14 protein-coding genes are annotated in these 14827 nt (G+C 73.4%); 7 read left to right on the forward strand and 7 right to left on the reverse strand.

Annotated features, from left to right (window positions below):
• Positions 1-38: 38 nt before the first annotated feature.
• Entirely contained in the window at positions 39-1817 is a 1779-nt protein-coding gene (locus RM425_RS21210) for a copper resistance CopC/CopD family protein (RefSeq protein ID WP_311347223.1), read from the reverse strand.
• Entirely contained in the window at positions 1814-2458 is a 645-nt protein-coding gene (locus RM425_RS21215; protein WP_311347224.1) for a zf-HC2 domain-containing protein, read from the reverse strand. The genes RM425_RS21210 and RM425_RS21215 overlap by 4 nt, the downstream gene beginning before the upstream one ends.
• 105 nt (positions 2459-2563) lie before the next feature.
• Between RM425_RS21215 and RM425_RS21220 the strand changes: the two genes are divergently transcribed.
• The 5 genes from RM425_RS21220 to RM425_RS21240 all read left to right on the forward strand — a co-directional run bounded on the left by RM425_RS21220 (position 2564) and on the right by RM425_RS21240 (position 7513).
• Positions 2564-3127, forward strand: coding sequence for a sigma-70 family RNA polymerase sigma factor (locus RM425_RS21220; protein ID WP_311347225.1), 564 nt, complete (start codon positions 2564-2566; stop codon positions 3125-3127).
• A gap of 101 nt (positions 3128-3228) precedes the next feature.
• Positions 3229-3846: a DUF47 domain-containing protein gene (locus tag RM425_RS21225; protein ID WP_311347226.1), complete on the forward strand. Its 618-nt coding sequence runs from the start codon at positions 3229-3231 to the stop codon at positions 3844-3846.
• 20 nt (positions 3847-3866) lie between these two features.
• Positions 3867-4868, forward strand: a complete 1002-nt coding sequence (locus RM425_RS21230; RefSeq protein WP_311347227.1) for an inorganic phosphate transporter — start codon at positions 3867-3869, stop codon at positions 4866-4868.
• A 10-nt stretch (positions 4869-4878) separates the two neighbouring features.
• Positions 4879-6294 (forward strand): MFS transporter, encoded by a 1416-nt coding sequence (locus RM425_RS21235; RefSeq protein WP_311347228.1) that lies wholly within the window; start codon positions 4879-4881, stop codon positions 6292-6294.
• Between the two features lie 238 nt (positions 6295-6532).
• Positions 6533-7513 carry a sulfite exporter TauE/SafE family protein gene (locus RM425_RS21240; protein WP_311347229.1) on the forward strand — a complete coding sequence of 327 codons (981 nt, stop codon included), beginning with the start codon at positions 6533-6535 and terminating at the stop codon, positions 7511-7513.
• Between the two features lie 82 nt (positions 7514-7595).
• On the opposite strand, the gene RM425_RS21245 is transcribed toward RM425_RS21240, so the two are convergent.
• The 4 genes from RM425_RS21245 to RM425_RS21260 form a co-directional block, all read right to left on the reverse strand.
• On the reverse strand, positions 7596-8591 hold the full coding sequence (locus tag RM425_RS21245; RefSeq protein ID WP_311347230.1) for an NAD-dependent epimerase/dehydratase family protein: 996 nt from the start codon (positions 8589-8591) through the stop codon (positions 7596-7598).
• Between the two features lie 112 nt (positions 8592-8703).
• Positions 8704-9201: a DUF5994 family protein gene (locus RM425_RS21250; protein ID WP_311347231.1), complete on the reverse strand. Its 498-nt coding sequence runs from the start codon at positions 9199-9201 to the stop codon at positions 8704-8706.
• A gap of 257 nt (positions 9202-9458) precedes the next feature.
• Positions 9459-11348, reverse strand: coding sequence for a translational GTPase TypA (typA, locus tag RM425_RS21255; RefSeq protein WP_311347232.1), 1890 nt, complete (start codon positions 11346-11348; stop codon positions 9459-9461).
• Between the two features lie 100 nt (positions 11349-11448).
• Complete coding sequence (locus RM425_RS21260) at positions 11449-11796, reverse strand: hypothetical protein (RefSeq protein ID WP_311347233.1); 348 nt, start codon at positions 11794-11796, stop codon at positions 11449-11451.
• A 125-nt stretch (positions 11797-11921) separates the two neighbouring features.
• Between RM425_RS21260 and RM425_RS21265 the strand changes: the two genes are divergently transcribed.
• The gene (locus tag RM425_RS21265) at positions 11922-13487 is read left to right on the forward strand and encodes an alpha/beta hydrolase fold domain-containing protein (protein WP_311347234.1); all 1566 of its coding nucleotides are present in this window, start codon (positions 11922-11924) and stop codon (positions 13485-13487) included.
• Positions 13488-13611: 124 nt separating this feature from the next.
• Here RM425_RS21265 and RM425_RS21270 read toward each other — a convergent pair whose 3' ends face one another.
• On the reverse strand, positions 13612-14169 hold the full coding sequence (locus RM425_RS21270) for a YceI family protein (RefSeq protein WP_311347235.1): 558 nt from the start codon (positions 14167-14169) through the stop codon (positions 13612-13614).
• Positions 14170-14256: 87 nt separating this feature from the next.
• Here RM425_RS21270 and RM425_RS21275 point away from each other — a divergent pair.
• Positions 14257-14827 (forward strand): MarR family winged helix-turn-helix transcriptional regulator (locus RM425_RS21275; protein WP_311347236.1); only part of this gene is annotated, 571 nt, incomplete at its 3' end.

Consider the following 14827-nt stretch of genomic DNA (forward strand, 5'->3'; position numbering starts at 1 on the left):
ATAGGGGCTGGGGGGGTGAGGTCGGTCGACGGGCGCGGTCAGCGCACCGGGAACGTGGTGGACGCCGTGGTGGCGGTGAATTCGTCGAGCCGCAGCGTGACGGTGAGCCGCCAGGTGCCGGCGGTGGGGACGGTCATGTCCCGCGCGACGTACCGACCCGGTCCGGCGGCCGCGATCTCGACGTCGAGCGGGCCGATCTCCTGCTGCTCCTCGGCGAGCGACACCCGGATCTGCTCGGGTTGGATGGCGCGGCCCTCGTCGTCGTACAGGTAGAGCTGGAGGACGTTCGTCCCGGCCTGCGCCGGCGCCACGGTCATCTGGACGCTGCCGGCGTCCCCGGCTCCGCCCTCCAGCGGGATGGTCACGTCCACCGGATCGGCCTGGATCGCCTGCCCGGGCGGAGTGCCGACCAGCACCGCGGAGACCAGCACGATCGCGGCGCCGAGCACGGCCTCGACGATCAGCGACCGGCGCAGCGACGGCAGCTGCTCGGCGGCGCTCTCCGTCCGGAGCCGGTCCCGGGCCGCCACCGATTCGTCGTCGGACAGGTCGGCACCTGCCGACCCCACCGCGGCGAGGGCGGGCACGCGGCTGCGACGTCCGGCCGGTGCGCGGCGGACGCCGAGCCGCTGCTGCACCCAGACCCGCGAGACGCCGGCCGCGCCCAGGACGACCAGGAAGAAGGTCAGCTTGGCCATCAGCAGCCGGCCGTAGACGGTGTCCACCAGCGCCGTGGGCGACCCCAGCTCGCGCACCGTCTGCAGGACGCCGGTGACGACCAGGGCGGCCACGGCGGCGAACGCCAGCCGGGAGAACGCCCGGAGGGCGCCGGCGAAGTCCCGGTCCTCGTCGAAGGGCCGCAGCACCACCAGCAGGAGGGCCACCAGCCCGCCCAGCCACACGGCCATGGCCGCGACGTGCACAGCGGTGACCGCCACCGCGAGGACCGGCCACTGCCCCGCCATCGCGTGCCCGGTCGCGGCGGTGGCCACGACCAGCCCCACGGCGCAGACCCCGGCGGCCACGAGCTCCGGCGGCTCGGGCGGGCTCGCTCGGCGCCACACCGGGTGGAGAGCGGCGAGCAGCCCCACGGCCAGGACGGCGCGGGCGAGCAGCGCCCACCCGGTGGAGGTGGCGGCGGTGGCGGAGAGCAGATCGGGGTCGAGCAGCGACGCGAAGCCCGACCCCGCCGCGTACGGCCCCTGCAGGAGGAATGCCAGCACCGCGGTTCCCGCCGCGGCTCCCGCACCCCAGGTGCTCATCGCGCGCAGTCGCGGGGACGACCAGCCGCCGGGCAGGCACAGGAGCACCAGCACGGGCACCCCGATGGCCAGGGCGATCCCCCCGAAGCCGACCGTGCGCACCAGCTGCTGCGCGCCCTCCACCAGCCGGTCCGAGGACTCGTCGACCGCCGAGGCCGCCACCAGATCCCCGTCGCCGACGACGAAGGACCAGGCGCCCTGCACGGGGTGGGAGTCGGCGGAGACGATGCGGTAGGTGACCAGGTAGCCGCCGTCGGCCAGCTCAGGGTCGAGCGGGATGGTGAGCGTGTCGCCGTCCACCGAGGCCTCGTCGGTGTCGACGCGCGTCCCGTCGGCCGTGAGCACCCGCGCGTACCCGGCGCCGAGCGACACCCCCTCGCTGAACCGCAGGGTCACCTCGGTGGGCGGGGTGTCCAGCCGGGCGCTCTCGCCGGGCTCGGTGGAGACGAGGACGGCGTGCGCGGAGGCCGGGCCGGCGAGCACGACGCCGGCCAGCAACCACCCGGCCAGCAGCAGGAGCAGGGAGAGGCCCCGCCGGCTCCGGAGTGCGGTCACGCGGGAACCCGCTGCCCGACCGGGACGCCGTGCACGCGCCGGCGGCGGGCCCGGAAGGCGCCCGCGGACACCAGGGCGACGCCGGCCACCAGGAGCAGGTGGGTCAGCGCCCGGTCGGCGTGCACGTGCCCGGCGCCGAGGTCCGCGAGCGTCACCGGTACCAGCAGCGCGGTGAACGACAGGAGGAACGGCAGCGCACCGGCCGCGAGCCGGGGCGCCGCGGCGACGGCCAGGAAGGCCGCGGCGACGGCGAGGTTCCAGGCGCCGGTCTCGTGCGCCATGTGCGTCGGCGCGCTCATCGCCCCGGGGCCCGTGACCAGCACCGGCCACGCGATACCGGCCTGCGCGACGCCGACGGCCAGCAGTGCCAGCCGCAGTCCGGTGTCGACCAGCCGCCTCCGCGCGGCCACGGCGACGCCGGGCAGCTCGCGGGGCAGGGCGGCCAGGACCGCGCCGGTGAGGTCGGGCACCACGGGTGCGGAGGCCAGCCGCGCCCGGCGGGTGGTCAGGGCCGCCCGCTCCGACCAGGCGGCGCAGTCGGGGCAGCTGCCGAGGTGGCGCTCCAGCGCGTCGGTGGACATCCCGAGGGGCTCGCCGTCGAGACGCGCGGAGATCGCCTCGCGGAAGGGGGTGCACGGCATGTCCTGGTGGTCGTCCGAGCCCCCTCTCCGGTTCCCGAGACCTCCGTCACACGCGAACGGGCGTAGGCCGCGGAGTCCCGGGCGGGCGTGCGGGAGGATGGCGGCATGGACGAGCTGGGCCCCCTCGCGGCCGACGCCGCGGGCGGCGATCCGCTCGCCGCGGCAGCCCTGGTGCGCTCCACCCAGTCCGACGTCTGGCGGCTGTGCGCCGCGCTCGGCGACCCGGGCTCGGCCGACGACCTGACGCAGGAGACGTACCTGCGCGCCTTCGCCTCGCTGCACCGCTTCGAGGGTCGCTCGTCGGTGCGCACCTGGCTGCTGAGCATCGCCCGCCGCGTCTGCGCCGACGCGGTGCGCGGCCGGCGCCGCCGGCGACTGACGCTCGTCCGGGACGACGTCGACCTGACCGAGGTGCCCGCCCCCGGCGGGGCGGACCCGGTCGGCGAGGGCGCCGGCGTGACCGACCTGCTGGCCCGCATGGCCCCCGACCGCCGCGAGGCCTTCGCGCTCACCCAGCTGCTCGGCCTGTCCTACGCCGAGGCCGCGGAGGTCGCCGGCTGCCCGGTGGGCACCATCCGCTCCCGCGTCGCGCGGGCCCGCGCCGACCTGCTCGACTCGCTCGCCCGGGTGGACGAGGACGACGACGAGGGCGAGATCGCTCACAGGTGACAGCCTGGTGGCCGGGAAGCGCCGTCCGGCCGACCTATGCTGCCCGACGGCCGTGCCCCCCTCTGGTGGCGACCGGTGCCCACATCGAGACGGAGCCCCGCGTGCCCTTCAGCCTGACGCCCAAGGACTCGAGCTTCTACCCGTTGTTCACCGCCTCGGCGGAGAACCTGGTGGCCGCGACCGAGGTCCTGGGCGAGTTCGTGCACGACCACGCGCGCCGCGAGGAACTGGCCATCCGGCTGCGCGACCTGGAGCACGTCGGCGACCAGGCCACGCACGCGATCTTCCGCGCCCTGAACACGAGCTTCGTGACGCCCTTCGACCGCGAGGACATCTACGCCCTGGCCAGCAACCTCGACGACGTCATGGACTACGTCGAGGCGGCGGCCGACCTGGTGATCCTCACCGGCCTGGGCACGCTGCCGGCCGAGATGAGCCAGCAGGTCGCGTTGCTGCAGCGCTGCGCGCACGTCACCGCGGAGGCGATGCCGCGGCTGAGGACGCTCCGGGACCTCTCCGACTACTGGATCGAGGTCAACCGGATCGAGAACGAGGCCGACAAGCTCTACCGGCGGCTGCTCTCCCGGCTCTACAGCGGCGAGTTCGACGCGCTGGAGGTCCTCAAGCTCAAGGAGGTCGCCGACCAGCTGGAGGAGGCCGCCGACGCCTTCGAGCACCTCGCCAACGTGGTCGAGACGATCGCCGTCAAGGAGTCCTGACCGTCCATGGACCCCTGCTGATGGATCCGGCCTTCTTCGGTCTGCTCGTCATCGTCCTGGTCGCCCTGGCCTTCGACTACACCAACGGCTTCCACGACGCCGCCAACGCCATCGCGGTCGCGGTCTCCACCAAGGCGCTCACCCCGCGCGTGGCGCTGGCCCTCGCCGCCGTCATGAACCTGGTCGGGGCACTGCTGTCGACCGAGGTGGCCAAGACGGTCGGCGCAGGGATCATCGACCCGCCGGAGGGGAACAACGGGCTGGAGATCGTCTTCGCGGCCCTCGTCGGGGCGATCACCTGGAACATGATCACCTGGTGGTGGGGGCTGCCCTCGTCCTCGTCGCACGCCCTCATCGGCGGGCTGGTCGGTGCGGCGCTGGCGGCGACCCACTCGGTCCAGTGGGTGGGCGTGCTCGAGAACGTCATCGTCCCCATGATCGTGTCGCCGCTGGTCGGCTTCGGCCTGGGCTACCTCTTCATGCTGGCCCTGCTGTGGACCTTCCGGCGCGCGCACATCAGCAAGGCCAACCGCAACTTCCGCTACGCGCAGATCGTCAGCTCCGCGACCATGGCGCTGGGGCACGGCATGCAGGACGCCCAGAAGACGATGGGCATCATCACGCTCGCGCTGTTCACCGCCGGCGAGATCGACACCTTCGAGGTGCCCTTCTGGGTCATCCTCGCCGCCGCGGCGGCGATCAGTGCGGGCACCTACGCCGGCGGCTTCCGCATCGTGCGCACGCTGGGGCGGCGGATCATCCAGCTGACGCCGACTGGCGGCTTCGCCGCGCAGACCGTGGCCTCCAGCGTCATGGTGACGACCGCGACGGTCTTCGCCGTCCCCATCTCCACCACGCACGTCACCACGACCTCGATCATGGGCGTGGGCTCGACGCGGCGGCTGTCGGCCGTCCGCTGGGGCGTGGCCGGCAACATCGTGGTCGCCTGGGTCGTCACGCTGCCGGCCGCCGCCGCGGTCGCCGCGCTCGCGTTCTTCCTCACCGATTTCGCGGTCGGCTAGAGGCCGCCCGGTGGCCGCCGTCGAGGACCCAGCCCCCTCCAGCGTCTCCCTGGGCACCGCCTCGGGACGGTGGCTGCTCACCGCCACGGTGCTCGCGTCGGGCATGGCGTTCCTCGACGCCACCGCGGTGCAGGTGGCGCTGCCGACGCTGGGGCGCGAGCTCGGCGCCTCCCTGTCGGACCTGCAGTGGATCGTCAACGGCTACCTCCTGCCGCTGGCCGCGCTGATCCTGCTGGGCGGGGCGCTCGGCGACCGCTACGGGCGGCGCCGGGTCTTCCTGGTGGGCGTCACCTGGTTCGCGGCGGCGTCGCTGCTGTGCGGGCTGGCGCAGACGCCCGGCCAGCTGATCGCCGCCCGTGCGCTGCAGGGCGTCGGCGGCGCGCTGCTGACCCCCGGGAGCCTGGCCCTCATCCAGTCCTCCTTCCGGCCCGGCGACCGGGCGACGGCGATCGGGGTGTGGTCCTCCCTCTCGGGCGTGGCCGGGCTCGTCGGCCCGTTCCTGGGCGGCGCGCTCGTCGACCTGGCCAGCTGGCGGCTGGTCTTCCTGCTCAACGTCCCGCTGGCCGTGCTCGTCGTCGCCGTCGCCGGACGGCACGTGCCGGAGAGCCGCGACCCCGGGCCGCACGGCCGGTTCGACGGCCTGGGCGCGGTCCTGGGTGCGGTCGCCCTCGGCGCGCTCACCTACGCGCTCATCACCGCCGGGGAACGCGGTGGGACCGACGTCGTGGCCTCCGCGGTCGTGGCCGTGGGCACCGGCGCGCTGTTCGTCGTCCGCGAGCGGCGGGCGCACTTCCCCGTGCTGCCGCCGCGGCTGTTCGCCGACCGGCAGTTCACCGGCGCCAACCTCGCCACCCTCGCCGTCTACGGAGGGCTCGGGGGCAGCTCCCTGTTCATCGTGCTGCAGCTGCAGGGCGTGCTGGGCTACGGCGCGACCGCCGCCGGCGCGGCGACGCTGCCGACCATCCTGCTGATCACGCTGCTGTCGCCCCGGGCCGGCGCGCTGGCCCAGCGCATCGGACCGCGGCTGCCGATGACCGTGGGCCCGCTGACCGTGGCCGCGGGGACGCTGCTGCTGGTCGGTGTGGACGGCGGGGCCCGCTACTGGGTCGAGGTGCTGCCCGGCACCGTCCTCCAGGGCCTCGGGATGGCGCTGACCGTCGCCCCGCTCACCGCCAGCGTGCTGGGGGCCGCCCCGGACACGCTGGCCGGGGTGGCCAGCGGGGTGAACAACGCGGTGGCCCGCGCGGCCCAGCTGCTGACCATCGCCGCCCTGCCCGTGGTGGTGGGGCTCTCCGGGACGGACTACGCCGAACCCGCCGCGCTCACCGACGGCTACCGCGCGGCGATGGTGGTCTGCGCCGCGCTGTTCGCCGCGGGGGGTGCGGTGGCCTGGGCGACCATCCGGAACGACGTCCTGCGCGGCTGATCCCACCAGCCGGACGGCCCATTGCCGCATAAGCGCATCGATCTGGTAGACATATCGCCGTGACGCGACCGACGACGCTGCTCCTGGTGAGCCGCCTGCACGTCGATCTGCTGCGCGTCTGCACCGCCGCCTGTCCGGGCTGCTGAGCTCCCGGCGCCGTTCCCGGCGCCCCTCGTCTCACTTCCTTCCCGCGGGCCCCTGCGCGCCCGCGCCCTCCTGAGACCGGAGTCGGTTCCCCGTGAAGACCCTCGTCCTGCTCGCCCTCGTCGGCCTGGGTGCCCAGCTCGTCGACGGCAGCCTCGGCATGGCCTACGGCGCCACCTCGACGACGTTGCTGCTGGCCATCGGCACCAACCCGGCCGCCGCCTCGGCGACCATCCACCTCGCCGAGATCGGGACGACGCTGACGTCCGGTCTCTCGCACTGGAAGTTCGGCAACGTCGACTGGAAGGTCGTCGCCAAGATCGGCATCCCCGGCGCGCTCGGGGCCTTCGCGGGCGCGACCGTCCTGTCGAACCTCTCGACCGCGGTCGCGGCCCCGGTGATGTCGCTGATCCTGCTGTCGCTCGGCGTCTACCTGCTGATCCGCTTCACCCTGCGCGGCATCGACCGGCGGAACCTCGGCAAGCCGGTCCGCGCCCGTTTCCTCGGCCCGCTCGGGCTGGTCGCCGGCTTCGTCGACGCCACGGGCGGCGGTGGCTGGGGACCGGTCGGCACGCCGGCGCTGCTGGCCAGCGGCCGGATGGAGCCGCGCAAGGTCATCGGCTCGGTCAGCACCGCGGAGTTCCTGGTCGCGCTGGCGGCGAGCCTCGGCTTCCTGTTCGCGCTGGGCTCCCAGGGGATCGACTTCACCTGGGTCGCCGCGCTGCTCATCGGCGGCAGCATCGCCGCACCGCTCGCGGCCTGGCTCGTGCGGCACCTCCCGCCGCGCATGCTGGGGTCCCTCGTCGGCGGGCTCATCGTGCTGACGAACAGCCGCACGCTGCTGCGGAGCGACTGGGTCGACGCCGGCGACGTCACGCGCTACGCGGTCTACGCGGCCCTCTTCGCGGTGTGGGTGGCGGCCGTCGTCCACTCGTTCCGCGAGCACCGCAAGGACATCGCGCTGGAGGCGGCGGCCGCGCCGGCCCACGGGGGCGAGGCGAACATCGTGGCCGAGCTGGACGAGCCGGCCGTCGACGCGGTGCGCGCCGGCCGCCCCAGCGCCCCCCGCGACTGACCACCCGCCGCTGCCGGGATCAGGTGACCTGATCGTCGAGCGTCCTCCCTCACCGTGGACCGTGAGGGAGGACGCTGCACGATCAGGTTCGCTGATCGTGGCGGGCGAGCAGCTGGGTCTCCAGGTCGGCCGGGAGTCCGGGCTCGGGCAGGCCCATCGGTGAGAGATGCCCCCGGGTGTCGGTCTGCTGCCACGCCCAGGTGGCCCCGACCGTCTCGCGCAGCGGCCGGCTGGGCAGCCCGAGCTCGCGCGCCCGGGTCGTGTCCACGTCCCAGGCCGTCCGGGCGTCGGCGGACGGCAGCCACAGGGGCAGGTGGGTCCACGGCTCCACCCCGGCGCCCAGCAGGTCCTCCTCCGGCACCGGCACCCACTCCACCTCGCCGCCGGTGACCTCGCGGCACAGGTCCAGCAGTCCGCCCAGCGTGGTCATCCCGGTCGGCCCGGTGGTGTTCACCGCGCCCGAGCGCCCCTGCTCGGCCACGCCGACCAGCCAGCCGGCGAGATCCCGGGCGTCGACGAGCGCGATCGGCTGGGCCGTTCCCTCCGCGGGGACGACGACGCGGCCGCCGCGGGCGATGCGGTCCAGCCACCAGCCCAGCCGGTGCACGTAGTCCCACGGGCCCACGATCAGGCCGGCGCGCGCGGTCAGGAAGCCCTCGCCGACGGCTGCCCCGAGCACCCGCTCGGCGTAGGCCTTGTTCGGGCCGTACCCGTCCTCGTCGGTGTCCCAGGTCGGCTCGCCGTCCTCCGGGCCGAGCGGGCCGGGCGGCCAGGTGCGGTAGGCGTTCAGGCTGCTGACGAAGGCGTAGCCGTGCACCCCGGCCAGCGCTGCGGCCGCGTGGCGCGCGGCCGGCCGGGTCCGGCAGGAGGTGTCGACGACGAGCTCGGGCGCCCAGCCCGCGAGCGCCCTGGGCAGCGCGTCGGGATCCTCCCGGTCGCCGTGCAGCGGGCGGGCGCCGGACGGCGGCGACCCGGAGACGCCGCGGGTGAAGGTGGCGACGTCGTGGCCGCGCTCGAGCGCCGCCGTCACGACGTGCCGGCCGAGGAAGGACGTGCCACCGAGCACGAGGAGCCGCATGGCCCCACCTCAGCCGACGCGCTCCCCCGCCGTCCAGCGGGTTCGCGGTCGGCGTAGGCCCCGTCCAGAGGCCCGCCGCGAGCGTGCGAGCGGTGAGGGGGACGGGGTCCCTTCAGACGGCGCGGCGGTGCACCTGCGGGACCTGCGGCAGCGGCGTGGAGCGCGCGGCGGCCAGCACCATCTGCGGCGACCGCGGCAGCCCGCGGCGCGTGCACAGGCGCAGCGCCCGGGCGCCGGTCAGCACGTCGGTCTCGGGCGGGACGACGAGCAGATCGGCGCGCCGGCTCCCGCCGCCCCAGGTCAGGCAGACCACCAGCGGGTCCATGCTGCGGAAGCCGCCGGTGCGCACCACGCGGTCGCGGAGCACCAGCTTGCGCGCCGCCGGCTGCCAGGCCTCGAGGGAGTACGTGAAGCGCTCGATGCGGACCCCCCGGCGGTCGAGCTCCGCGATCAGCTCGGGCAGCTCCACCTCGAGGTCGCGGCTGCGCGGGAACCAGGCGCCGTCGAAGGCGGAGTTCCCGTCGCCGGCGCCGTCCCGCAGGCTCACCCGGACATCGATCCCGCCCCGGAAGTGGTTCTCCGCCGGAGCCGTTCGGGTGATCGTCGTCATGCGGTCGGCCGCCTCTCGTGCACTCGTCCCCCTGGAGACATGACCCATGGCCCCGAGAAGAACGTAGGTGGGGCGGCGCGCGAGTCGTGGGACAGGAGGGGCCGGCGTGCCGAGCCGGTTCAGCGGGTCGTCACCACCCGTGCGCGGCTCGCCACGACAACGCCCCCGCACCGCCGAGGCGGTACGGGGGCGCGGTCGGCCGGCCTCGTCCAGAGGCTCACCCCGAGCGTGCGAGGGGTGAGGAGGACGAGGTCCGTCTACGGCTTGGGCTTCTTGTTCTTGGCCTTGCCGCGCTCGGTCTGGTCGAGCACCACCTTGCGGATGCGGACGGTGGCCGGGGTGACCTCGACGCACTCGTCCTCGGCACAGAACTCCAGCGCCTGCTCCAGGTTCAGCACCCGCGGGGGGATCAGCCGCTCGAGCTCCTCGGAGGTGCTCTTGCGCATGTTGGTGAGCTTCTTCTCCTTGGTGATGTTCACGTCCATGTCGTCCGGACGGGAGTTCTCACCGACGATCATGCCCTCGTAGACCTCGGTGCCGGGCTGGACCATCATCTGGCCGCGTTCCTGGAGCGAGAACATCGAGTAGGTCGTCGCCACGCCCTGGCGGTCGGCGACCAGCGAGCCGGTCGGCCGGGCGCGCATGTCGCCCAGCCACGGCTCGTAGCCCTCGAGGTTGTGGTTGAGGACGCCGGTGCCGCGGGTCTCGGTCAGGAACTCGGTGCGGAACCCGATCAGGCCACGGGACGGCACGATGTACTCCATCCGCGCCCAGCCGGTGTCGTGGTGCACGAGGTTCTCCAGCCGAGCACGCCGGACGGCCAGCGCCTGCGTCAGCGTGCCCACGTACTCACCCGGGACGTCGATCGTCACGCGCTCGACCGGCTCGTGCAGCTTGCCGTCGACCACCTTGGTGACGACCGTCGGGCGTCCGACCGTGAGCTCGAACTCCTCACGGCGGAGCTGCTCCACCAGGATGGCCAGGGCCAGCTCGCCGCGGCCCTGCATCTCCCAGGTGTCGGGACGGTCGGTGGGCAGCATGCGGACCGACACGTTGCCGACCAGCTCCTGATCCAGCCGGTTCTTGACCAGCCGGGCCGTGAGCTTCTTGCCGGACTTGCCCGCGAGCGGCGAGGTGTTGATGCCGATGGTGATCGAGATCGACGGCTCGTCCACTGTCAGCGGGGGCAGCGGGCGCGGGTCGTTCGGGTCGGCGAGGGTGTCGCCGATCATGACGTCCTCGATACCGGCGATGGCCACCAGCTCACCGGGACCCGCGCTCTCGGCGGGCGTGCGGGTGAGGCCCTCGGTGACGAGCAGCTCGGTGATCTTGACGTTCTTGATCGTGCCGTCGACGCGGCACCAGGCGACCTGCTGGCCACTCTTCATCGTGCCCGAGTGGATGCGCAGCAGCGCCAGCCGGCCGAGGTAGGGCGAGGCGTCGAGGTTGGTGACCTGCGCGCGCAGCGGCTCCTCGGCGTCGTAGACCGGCGCCGGGATGGTGTCCAGCAGCGTCTTGACCAGCGGGGCCAGGTCGTCGCTGTCGGGCTCCGTGCCGTTCTCGGGCCGGGTCAGCGACGCCTTCCCGCTGCGGCCGCTGCAGTACACGATCGGGAACTCGAGGGCGTCGGCGTCCATGCCGGCGTCCTCCATGAGCTCCATGAACAGCTCGTAGCACTCGTCGACGACCTCGGCGATGCGCGCGTCGGCGCGGTCGGTCTTGTTGACCGCGAGGATGACCGGCATCCCCTTCGCCAGCGCCTTGCGCAGCACGAAGCGGGTCTGCGGGAGCGGGCCCTCGGAGGCGTCCACGAGCAGGCAGACGCCGTCGACCATCGAGAGGCCGCGCTCGACCTCACCACCGAAGTCGGCGTGACCGGGGGTGTCGACGATGTTGACGACGACGGGGTTGCCGTTCTCGTCCGCCAGGTGGATCGCGGTGTTCTTGGCCAGGATGGTGATGCCGCGTTCGCGCTCGAGGTCCATCGAGTCCATCACGCGGTCCTGCGTGGAGTCGTTGTCCGTGCCCTCACCCTTGGCGCGCCCGAGGGCACCTGCCTGGCGGAGGAGGGCGTCGACCAGGGTCGTCTTGCCGTGGTCGACGTGAGCGATGATCGCCACGTTGCGCAGGTCGTCGCGGGTGGGCATGCGGAAGGGCACCTCAGAGGGGGTTCGGGGAGACCGCAGCGTCAGCGCGCGGCATCTCGTTCAACGGTCGCCGGCCCGGCGACCTTCCCAGAGTAGTCGCTCAGCCGGCGGTCTCCTCCTCGCGAGCGGCGTCGGCCACCGCGAACGTCACCCCTGCGGCGGTGAGAGTGACCAGACTCACCGCCAGCCAGGCCGACATGCCGACGCCGATGGCCAGCACGTGGGCCAGGACGAAGGCGCCGACGTAGAGCCCGGCCAGGGCGACGGCGGCGCCCGGACCGCGCCGGCGGAGCCACAGGCTGCCTGCGGCCAGTCCGGCCGCGGCGAACACGGCACCGCCCAGCGCACGGATGCCGGTGCCCTGCGCGATGCCGAACCCCGCGGCCAGGCCGACGACGACGAGGGCGGCCGAGGGGAACCGGGTCCGGGCGAGGTCGCGTGTCGACATGGCGACCAGTCTGCTCGTCGACCGCACGCCGACTACGGAGGCCGGGGCCGGGTAGGGCTGGACCGACCGCGCGCCGGCGCAAGGTCCGGCCGGCGCTCCATCCCCGCAGCGAGGAGCGAAGACGCATGCCGTTGTCCTACGAGACCCTGCCCGGAGACATCGACCACCTGATCGCCGACGACCACGCGATCGTCGAGCGCCAGTTCCAGCACCTGGAGGCCGGTCGCGGCAACCGGCGCGTGCTGGTGGACCAGATCTCCCTCGAGCTCGCCCTGCACGCGTTCGCCGAGGAGACGGTGCTCTACCCGATCTGGACCGAGATCGGGATGACCGACGAGCACGACGACGCCGAGCACGAGCACCAGCAGATCAAGGAGTTCCTGGTGACCCTCGGCCGGACCGAACCCGGCGAGGCGGAGTTCGAACAGGCGCTGACCGAGCTGATGCGCGTCGTCCGCCACCACGTCCACGACGAGGAGGACGAGGAGCTCCCGGAGTTCCGGCAGAAGGCCGGACCTTCGCGCATGGCCCAGCTGGGCAAGGAGTTCCTGGCCGCCAAGCGGATGGCGCCCACGCGGCCGCACCCGAACGCGCCCAGCGAGGGTCTCGCGGAGCGGATCGCGGGCATGCTCGCCAAGCCGCTGGACCACGTGCGCGACCTGCTCTCGGGCAAGCAGAAGGAGGCGGCCACCGACGCCTCCGGGCTGCTCGACCCGCAGGCACAGGCCATCGTCGACGCCCACTCCTCCCTCGGGCCGCTGCCGTTCGAGATCCTCACGCCCGACCAGGCCCGGAAGCAGCCCGGCCCGAAGGCGGCTGTCGAGAAGGTCATGGCCGAGCGGGGCATCGAGGGCCCCGAGCCGGTCGGCTCGGTCGAGGACCTGGAGATCCCCGACGGCGCCGGCGGCACGCAGCGGTTCCGGGTCTACCGGCCGGCCGACGCGGCGAGCGGTCCCCTGCCGGTGATCATGTGGATCCACGGCGGCGGCTGGGTGCTCTTCGACATCGACGACCACTACGACGCGTCGTGCCGCGGCCTGACCAACAAGACCGGCGCTCTCGTGGTCACGCCGGACTACCGCCGGGCGCCCGAGGCGGTGTTCCCCGCCGCCCACGACGACGTGCTGACCGCCTACCACTGGCTGCTGCAGAACGCGGCCTCCATCGGTGGCGACGCGTCGCGGATCGGCATCGGCGGCGAGTCCGTCGGCGGCAACATGGCCCCGGCCACCTGCCTGCAGCTGGCCGCCAACGGCCAGCCGGTGCCGGTGGCGCAGGTGTGCGTCTACCCGCTGACCACCGGGGAGCAGTTCGGTGAGTCGATGGCCGACGCCGCGGACGGACGGCCGCTCAACCGCGCCCTGCTCAGCTGGATGGCCATGCACGCCTTCGAGGGCAAGCCGGACGCGGCCAAGGACCCGCGGATCGACCTGCTGGGCTGGACGACCGAGCAGCTGGCGACCATGCCGCCGACGCTGGTCATCACCGACGAGCGGGACGTGCTGCGCAGCCAGGGCCAGCAGTTCGCGCAGAACCTGGAGGCCGCCGGTGTCCCGACCATGCACCGGTACTACCCCGGCGTGATGCACGAGTTCTTCGGCGCCGCCGCCGTGCTGGACAAGGCCGAGCAGGCCCAGCAGCTGGCCGCCGAGCACTTCCGGCAGGCGTTCGCCGCCGCGCGCCCGGCCTGAGCCGACGCGCACGACGAGGGGCCCCGGACACGCGTCCGGGGCCCCGCACGTGACGTGCTGGAACGGCCTTCCTCCAGGGGCCCGCCGCGAGCCTGCGAGCGATGGGGAGGAGGGAGGTCCTTTCTCAGGCGGTGCGGAGCACGGCCTCGATCTCGAGCTCGACGTTGATCTTGTCGCCGACGACCACGCCGCCACCGTCCATCGGCATGTCGATGTCGACGCCGAACTCCTTGCGGGAGATCTCGGTCCTGGCCGAGAAGCCGGCGCGCGTGCCGCCGTAGGCATCGGGACCGAAGCCGTTGAGCTCGAGCTCCAGGCTGACCGGCTTGGTGATGCCCTTGAGGGTCAGCTCGCCCTCGACGTGCCAGTCCTCGCCCTTGGCGACGACGGCGGTGGAGCGGAAGGTCATGACGGTGTGGTTGCCCACGTCGAAGAAGTCGGCGGACTTGATGTGGGCGTCCCGCTGCTCCTGACGCGTGTCGATCGAGTCCATGTCGATCGTGGCCGTGACCGAGGAGTGCGCGGGGTCGGCAGCGGTCACCAGCACACCTGCGAACTCGCGGAAGTAGCCGCGGACCTTGCTGACCATCATGTGGCGGACGGAGAAGCCGACGGTGGAGTGCGAGGCGTCGATGTCCCAGGTGCCGACGACGTACCCGGGGATCTGGACGGTGCTGGTCATGGTGTCTCCAAGTGGTTGAACGTGGAACCTTCTTGCCGGGCGGTAGCGTAGTTGAGAGCTGAACTATTCCGCCAGTAGGATGTCGCCATGACCGCGCACGTGTCCTCCACCCCCGCCGGCGCCCCGGAGTTCGGCGAACCCCGCTGGCTCGACGCCGACGAGCAGCGGGCCTGGCGGGCCTGGCTCTTCAGCGCCCAGCTGCTCCTGGACCGTCTCGACCGCGAACTCACCCACGCCACGGGCATCTCGCACGCCTACTACGAGATCCTGGTCGCCCTCTCGGAGGCCCCCGAGCGGATGATGCGCATGAGCGAGCTCGCCGACCGCTGCCTGTCCTCGCGCAGCCGGCTCTCACACGCGGTGTCCCGCCTCGAGGAGCGCGGCTGGGTGCGCCGCCAGGTCTGCCCGGAGGACGGCCGCGGGCAGCTGGCCGTCCTCACCGACGACGGCTTCGCCGCCCTCGAGGCGGCCGCACCCGTGCACGTCGAGAGCGTCCGCAGCCACCTGTTCGACCAGCTCACCCCCGAGCAGGGCGAACTCGTTGATCCGCGAGGTGTGCTCGACGACCTCGTGGCTGATCGCGGTCAGCCGGCCCTCGGCGTCGGCGCCCAGCCGCACCCGCTGGATGGTGGGTGTCCGGTGGCCGACGAGGGAGAAC

Source organism: Blastococcus goldschmidtiae (genome assembly GCF_031845325.1).
Classification (GTDB): Bacteria; Actinomycetota; Actinomycetes; order Mycobacteriales; family Geodermatophilaceae; genus Blastococcus; species Blastococcus goldschmidtiae.